This window comes from Halorubrum vacuolatum (genome assembly GCF_900188065.1).
Lineage (GTDB): Archaea > Halobacteriota > Halobacteria > Halobacteriales > Haloferacaceae > Halorubrum > Halorubrum vacuolatum.
Genome location: NZ_FZNQ01000003.1, coordinates 268,398 through 275,615, shown reverse-complemented (window position 1 = coordinate 275,615; position 7,218 = coordinate 268,398). Strand labels below are relative to the sequence as shown.

Here is a 7,218-nt window from a genome sequence, read left to right as displayed (position 1 = left end):
CTCGCGGACACGTACGCCGACCCCGAGACCGATCGTGTCCAGGCCTGGCTTGACCAACTCGAACACCGTGCGACCACCACCGCCAACAGCGACGATCAACCTGACGACGCGGCACAATTCCTCTCCAACGTCTACTCGATGGCGATAAAGAAGCTCGCGGACACGTACGCCGACCCCGAGACCGATCGTGTCCAGGCCTGGCTTGACCAACTCGAACACCGTGCGACCACCACCGCCAACAGCGACGAGCACAAAGCCGACGCGGCACAATTCCTGGAAAACGTCTACTCGATGGCGATAAATAATCTCGCGGACACGTACGCCGACCCCGAGACCGATCGTGTCCAGGCCTGGCTTGACCAACTCGAACACCGTGCGACCACCACCGCCAACAGCGACGAGCACAAAGCCGACGCGGCACAATTCCTCTCCAACGTCTACTCGATGGCGATAAAGAAGCTCGCGGACACGTACGCCGACCCCGAGACCGATCGTGTCCAGGCCTGGCTTGACCAACTCGAACACCGTGCGACCACCACCGCCAACAGCGACGATCAACCTGACGACGCGGCACAATTCCTCTCCAACGTCTACTCGATGGCGATAAAGAAGCTCGCGGACACGTACGCCGACCCCGAGACCGATCGTGTCCAGGCCTGGCTTGACCAACTCGCACATCGTCTGCCTACTCTCGGTAAAACCGAAGCGTCTCTCGCCTCGTCAGTAGCGTTTACAGCCAATGTCACGGCAATGACGGTCGCGCAGATACAAACGAGTCAAGCAGTCGAACACCCCGACGAATGGTCCAAAGTAACCTTCTCACACGCACTGGACGCTGTCGACCAGGCTGATCTTGACGGCTTCTCCCGAGACTACCAGCGAGTGTACTACATCTCGTGTCTCCAGGCCCAAGTACTCCCCGAAGCACTGCCAGTTTTCATCCTTGAGTTACGTTCCCGCACTGTCGAATCCGACGACCCGGTACTAACTGATAAAAACGCCCGTCTTGACCTGCTTGCGAGCGCTCTCGCCGACGCCGTGTTCGGTATGTGGACCTTTGGCGACCAGAAACTCGAAAGCGACCCCGGCAGATACGCACCGCAGGCCCTCGGTGCTGGTGCTTCCGACGATCTCACATTCGTGGTGGATGCACTCGCCCGAACAGACGAGCGCCTCGCTCACGCCGATGTCTCAGAGTGGTTGCTGGAACTCGCAGACGACCGACCGGACGACCCACTCAGAGACCGCACCCTCGGATTCGGCTACGCCGCGGCTTCGAGTACCCTTGACGACAGCGACGACACCAACCAGTCTGTTGAGTTATTGGCTGAAGCTGCCACGTTCGCAGACGACCGCGACGCGACGACGCGCCTGTACCGCGCTGGCCTGCAAGCCATCCGCGACCAGAATAGGGACGTGGCCGAGCGACTGCTGGAACTGGCCTGGCTCCGACGCGACACTCACGACTCCGAAACGACTGCCCACGGACACGCTGTCGCTGCTGGCGTCGGATATGCAGCACATCTGGCGCTCGAAGACGACCCAGAACCGTCACCCGAGAGTGTCCTCGCCGAGGTCGAATCTGCCGATGTGGAGCTGTCTGCTCCCGTCACAGCGCTCGTTGGTGTGATTCGTGAGGACGAACACGAACCCGGAGTCGATCCCGACGCCCTCACCGAGGGGATCGACGCCGAGAGCGAGCCACACAATGTCGACGACTTGGAGTCCTTGGCGTATGCGTCGCTGGTTTCGTACCTCTTGGATCCGCCGGGTCCAGCGGAATACTACGAAGCAGCACTGAGAGCAATGGCTCAGAGCGATCCGGAAACGGCGATACAGAGGCTTCACACTGCCTGGGAAGAACGGGACGAAGGAGATGACAGCACACATCGGGATGTGGTGGCTGCAGGCGTGGGGTTGCTGGCACACGTCGATATGGGAATGGTCGACTCGAGGGCTATCGACCGAGAGGATCTGGCTGAGGGCGTAGCATCCACCCGTGATGAGCTTTCACCTGCTGTTTTGGCTGCCTTCGAACATCTCACCGGCGGGGAGACCGCCCACACGCCGGACGAATTCCTTGATGATGTCGACGAGAACGATCTCGGGAAAGACGAGCTTGAAACAATGATCTTTGCCAAACTACTGGACCTGCTAGTTCCCGATACCGACGAGTCAGGCGAACAACCGGTTCGAGAAGAGAGCAGTGGTTCAGATCCACAAGATGAACCGACAACGGATGATTCCTCTCCGGAAGATGGGTCAGAACCGAGCGTCTCGGAAATCTACACTGCCGCACTCCGGGCAGTCCACGACAACGAGGCCGAGCAAGCAGTCCGTGCGTTCGCCTTTGCTTGGGAAATGCGCGAGGACGTAGACGATCCCTCAGAGATTCACGCTGCGGTGACCGCTGGCATCGCTCTCTGGGCCCACATTGAAATGGGCTGGCTTGATCCCGATACCGTTGACGAGTCTGACCTGACCACCGCCGTTGCGCGGTACCGCGAGAACCTTTCAGATACGGCGACAGCGCTGTTCGACGCTTGTGCCGGTCGAAAACCAGAGGCCACTCCCGACGAGTTTCGTTCTGAGGTAGACCGAGATGATGAGGAGGGCTTGGAGGTGCTGGTTCTGGCGACGCTGTTGGAGCACGTCCTCGACAGCAACCAGTAGTTGGGGGCCTTATCGAGTCTCCATCCATCGATACGTCGGTTCCCGTCATCTGAGCGGGGTGAACCGTATCGCCTGTGGATCGCATTAATTTCCCTACTACTGCTTGTGGGTATGATCCACACCTACAGAGCCAATCTTCTGGGCGTTATGACGCCTCTTAGATGAGCTCGGGAGTTATCCTGTAGACTACAAAGTTAGGCCTACTCAACTCATGACCTGTATATAAAGGACTCGAGCCAATGTGAACAAAAATCTAGACTCCAAAGTTTGCGCCAGCGTATAGGTCCGACTTGAGCAAGTCGGCGACTTCCGATCCGCCTGCTGCGACATCGGTGCCGAAAATCTTCAACAGCGGAACAGTGCTATGATTAAGATGATGCACGACGCGGACGCGGGTGTTGGCGACCTAGTCGCATTCGACTCGACCCATCTCCGCGGCGTGAACAGCGCGCTGTACCTCCCGACAAACATCCAGAAAAACCACCCAACCGAATTGCCGTCGTCCGCAATATTTGTATTTGCGAGTGATGTGAGCCAGCTGCCGTCCTTGTATCTCACCAACCACGGGAGCTTGAGGTCGGTTTTTAACAGGTTCCGTCATATACAAGTGCACCCTGTATTCAGCAGGCCAGTCTTAAAAGAAGCTGAATAGGACCCTCAGCCGCTGATAAATATAGAGAATGCATCGACCACCCGACTCTGAGACTGTGCCATCCGTTCTGACTCGACTCATGGGGATCAATAGAGATATCCTTAGCTTCTGCCGTCACTTGTTTTTCGCGAATGACGATTTGGGATGGAAAAACTCCGAAGACCAGCGCTGAGTCTCATCAATAGTGCTGCGTTGATCCTTATCTCGCGACAGATCACCGTCACAGATTCCCATCGACAGAAGTGCAGATACCTAATGGTATACGACACACCGCAGAAACCCCCTTTGTTTATATATAGAACACGTACGCGAGAACATGACTGAGACAGGGCTCGCCTCGGCTGCGATCTACGCTCGAGTCTCGACCGCTGACCAGGACGTTGCTCGACAACTCGATGAGGCACGCGATCATCTCGATGGACTGGGTGTTGAGCAAATCGAGGAATACCCTGAAGTCGTCTCTGGTGCAGCGGATACTGACACGCGTGATGTATATAGCGAGCTCCTCGACGATGTTGCGAGCGGTAAGTTTGATCTCGTCGTCGTTCACGAGATCAGCCGACTTTCCCGGCTTGGGCCGACCGAGATTCACGAGTTCATCCAGCACTGTCTCGAACACGACACTGGGGTTGAGGCTCTTGACGTGGGGCTAAATATACACGTCGACGACGGAGAGCTGCAGCAAACGATCTACAGCATGGTTGCGCGATTGATGGGTGATCTCGCCCAGATCGAACACCAACAGAAGCTCCAACGGATCCGCTCCGGTGTCCGCGCCGCCCAGAAGGCTGGCAAATGGACTGGTCGGCCACCAGCTGGATTCGTTGTCGAAGACGGATATCTCCGCGTTGATCCTGCAGAGTATCTTCATATTCGTGAGGCCCTATCCGGCATCGAGCGTGGTAAGACGTATGCTGACGTGGCTAAGGACACAGGAATCCCAGAATCTACCCTCCGGAGCCTTACCAATGAGCGTCGAGATCTGTACTTACTGGGTGAGGCAAATGACGACCGAGTTGATGCTGCTCTTGAGGATGTCCGACCTATTGATAAGAAGAAACTACCTAGCGACGACGCTAATCTCAACGAACGGATCACTCGGTTAGAAGAGCTAGTTGGCGGGCACATTCATGTCTCAGAGTAGTATATTGGATTTCTTAATTGAGTTAAGCAATTGTCTTTCTAGCTGAGGAAATACTATTCTAACGTGGTGTACATCTGTACAAAACCATCTATAGCCTCTTCTAGGAGCCCTTCATCAGTTCCTCTAGCGGCCAGGAGTTCCACCTCTTCGGCAGTAGACGAGTCTCGAACTGCTATACCAAGGTAGAGCGTACTCCCAGCGAAAACCTCAAACGTGACTTCTTCATCGTTTATTGAGACATCATATTCGCCTGAACTTTCCGTAGAATCGGCCCACTGACTCACAAACATTTCCATGATTGTCTGTGCTGCATCATCGTTTGCTAACAGTACTAAACGGTCTCCAGATTCGGTGTCAAGCGGCTCAGCGACCACTCGCTCAACGCCATCATGACCGAGCTGTTCATCGATCGGATCGTATTCAAATGACGGAAGCACTGAAGCTCGGTCGTCGTGTAGTTCCTTGCGAATCTCCGACTCCAGATCCAAAAGAAGGTCCCGATCAGCAGTCTCATCCTCCTCTTGCTCATCCTCTTGACTGACCGGAAGCATATCTGTGTTTCCAACCCCAAACCATGCAATCCCGCCGGCGACAGCCCCAGTCGCGGCAAAGGCACCGAGCAACCCACGGCGAGAGGGCGCTAGCCTCAGTGTTGAACCATATTCAGAAGCCGATGAGGCGTTGGAGCGGTAGCGCTGTGTGTCCTCTGTCAGTCCATCTTTCTGCTTGGGTTGATTGTTGTTAGTCATCGCTGTTCAGTAGTGTCTGCTCACCGTATAATTCGGCATTCAGTGACTCACTGTAATCCTCGATGCTGTATTCAAGAATCTGTCCTGTTAATGCCCCATGGAAGTGACTTAGATCACGCCACGTCTCGGCTAACTCTCTCATACGGTCGGGGAGGCCATCTGTTCCGTTCACCCGAGCGATTACATTTCCGAGCCCGGCCGATTGATAGCCTTCCATGAGATCGGCTTGTCCGTAGAGTCCGGCGGCTTCGATCTGATAGTCTGTCTGATGTAAGGCGTGAATTCGAATGACCCCGGCAGGCCCAATATCAAACTCACGAGCGCGTTCTTCGAGCTCGATCAGTTCGTGAAGAAGTGGACGGCGGGCGGCTGCTTGGCCCTGTCCCATCGCGGCAATACGAGTCTGTGCCTCGGCGATTCCAGAGACCGAATCGACTACCGTGTTAGCTGCCAAACTGGCGAGTACGGTGAACCCTCCATCATAGAGGTCTTCAACCCCATCAACATCAGCGGGAGAGACGTTATCGCGTATCCCGTCTGCAGCGTCAAACACCTCACGCACCGTCGCGGCTGAGTTGATAACTCCTTCAGGTCCGCCAATTGCATCTGCCGCTTGATACGCACCGATCATAGTCTCCGCTAACTCAAGCGCCTGATCAGAGCGATCAAGCCACGAGGCCCCGGGATCTGGAGTGTGCTCATCCGACCAGTTTACCGCATCAGCCGCGGCGGCCATTCGAGCGAACTGCTCGTGGTATGGGTCGTCTATTTGACGCTCACCCCAGTCAACGGCGACTTGGAGCGAGTCAACAGCGTTTGAGGCGGCTGAGGCAGGGCTAATCTTGGCGAGTGCGACGACACCACTGAGTTCGCTCAAAAGGTTGGCGACTGTCGCGAGAGACTCTAAATCTCCGTACTCTTCATACTGTTCGTTCGTGTATTCTAATCGTCTCTGGTTATCAGTGTTGTATGATTCACAAAACCGATAGCTGATGGCCACGTTGACCGCTGGATCCGGTTCTAAAAGATAGTGATCCGTTGTGGTAAACGCAAGTCGCTCGTCAGGCTCTTCGGGTATTCGATCTAGGACTAAGTAGTCTCGGCCGTCGATTGTGACACGCGCTGCTGTATTCGCTTCTTGGAGTCGACCCCGTATTTCGGGATCGGTGTCCGGCGAATCCTCACCGGGGTCTGACTCCTCCGAAGCGTCATCATCAGCGACGGCTAAAAATTCATCCCAAGTGAAATAAACCGAATCAGAATACCGAGATGGACCTGTCCCGCCCCAGTTACGTGAACGCATCTCAACCGTATGAATACTGGCCTCTTGACCCTCGCGAGGCTCTAGTCCGTCGTATCGATTACCATCTACCTCCACGGCGAATGCTTCCCCGTCAACAGTAATCTCAATCTCGTACTCGGTTCCTTCCTCAAACGGTTCTAGAACTTCCGTTTCATTGCCGCGCCACTCAAGACGCATGTTCTCGTGATCAAACCGCACATAGCCGTTAGACTCGCCAGCAGCGTCGTTCACTCGAAAGCGGTTGTTATTCCAGTCGGAAGCATCAAGATCACCTTCAAGTCTAAAGATCGCTGATACTGCCTTGATCGGTTCGTTCAGTTCTTCGGTCAAGTCCGGACTCTGGACGTACACCCCGTCATTCAGACATTCAATTTGTGGAGAGTAATCACCGCTAATTGGGTTATCACTAACCACATTGAACTCGTAGACATGGCCTGAGAATCCGTATCTGTAGGGATTCCCGTTTCGGACCTCGATTTTATTCCAATTCTGCTTCGTCCCGTCGTTCCAGTCGAAGGAGATGCGATTATCAGTTTCGCCCCCCTGATTCGACCGGAATGCTGCCGTGGTTTCAGATGTAACTGTAGCGCTAGCAGACGCGGCTCCAATCGTTGATAGAAGTGTTGATCTGCCAATTTTTCTTATCATTTGTCACTACTTCAATCTTCTTAAACATAATAGTTACGTGAACAATTCA

Annotated in this window: 4 protein-coding genes; 2 read left to right on the top strand and 2 right to left on the bottom strand. The window is 54.8% G+C overall.

All coding sequences use genetic code 11. The features are described 5' to 3' along the window. Both CHB65_RS17320 and CHB65_RS05460 read left to right on the top strand, forming a co-directional pair. On the top strand, nt 1–2,673 hold a 2,673-nt coding region (locus CHB65_RS17320; protein ID WP_179213587.1), incomplete at its 5' end, for a hypothetical protein. 968 nt (nt 2,674–3,641) lie between these two features. Beyond that, nucleotides 3,642–4,469, top strand: coding sequence for a recombinase family protein (locus CHB65_RS05460; protein WP_089384038.1), 828 nt, complete (start codon nt 3,642–3,644; stop codon nt 4,467–4,469). A 53-nt stretch (nt 4,470–4,522) separates the two neighbouring features. Here the strand turns inward: CHB65_RS05460 and CHB65_RS05455 are convergent, their stop codons facing one another. Beyond that, nucleotides 4,523–5,218, bottom strand: coding sequence for a hypothetical protein (locus CHB65_RS05455; RefSeq protein WP_089384037.1), 696 nt, complete (start codon nt 5,216–5,218; stop codon nt 4,523–4,525). Beyond that, nucleotides 5,211–7,169, bottom strand: a complete 1,959-nt coding sequence (locus CHB65_RS05450; protein WP_143420347.1) for a hypothetical protein — start codon at nt 7,167–7,169, stop codon at nt 5,211–5,213. The genes CHB65_RS05455 and CHB65_RS05450 overlap by 8 nt, the downstream gene beginning before the upstream one ends. Nucleotides 7,170–7,218 lie beyond the last annotated feature (49 nt).

Excerpts from the sequence above, each read along its gene's own strand:
- CHB65_RS05460 (WP_089384038.1), top strand. The coding sequence starts at position 3,642 with ATGACTGAGACAGGGCTCGCCTCGGCTGCGATCTACGCTCGAGTCTCG.
- CHB65_RS05455 (WP_089384037.1), bottom strand. The coding sequence starts at position 5,218 with ATGACTAACAACAATCAACCCAAGCAGAAAGATGGACTGACAGAGGAC.
- CHB65_RS05450 (WP_143420347.1), bottom strand. The coding sequence starts at position 7,169 with ATGATAAGAAAAATTGGCAGATCAACACTTCTATCAACGATTGGAGCC.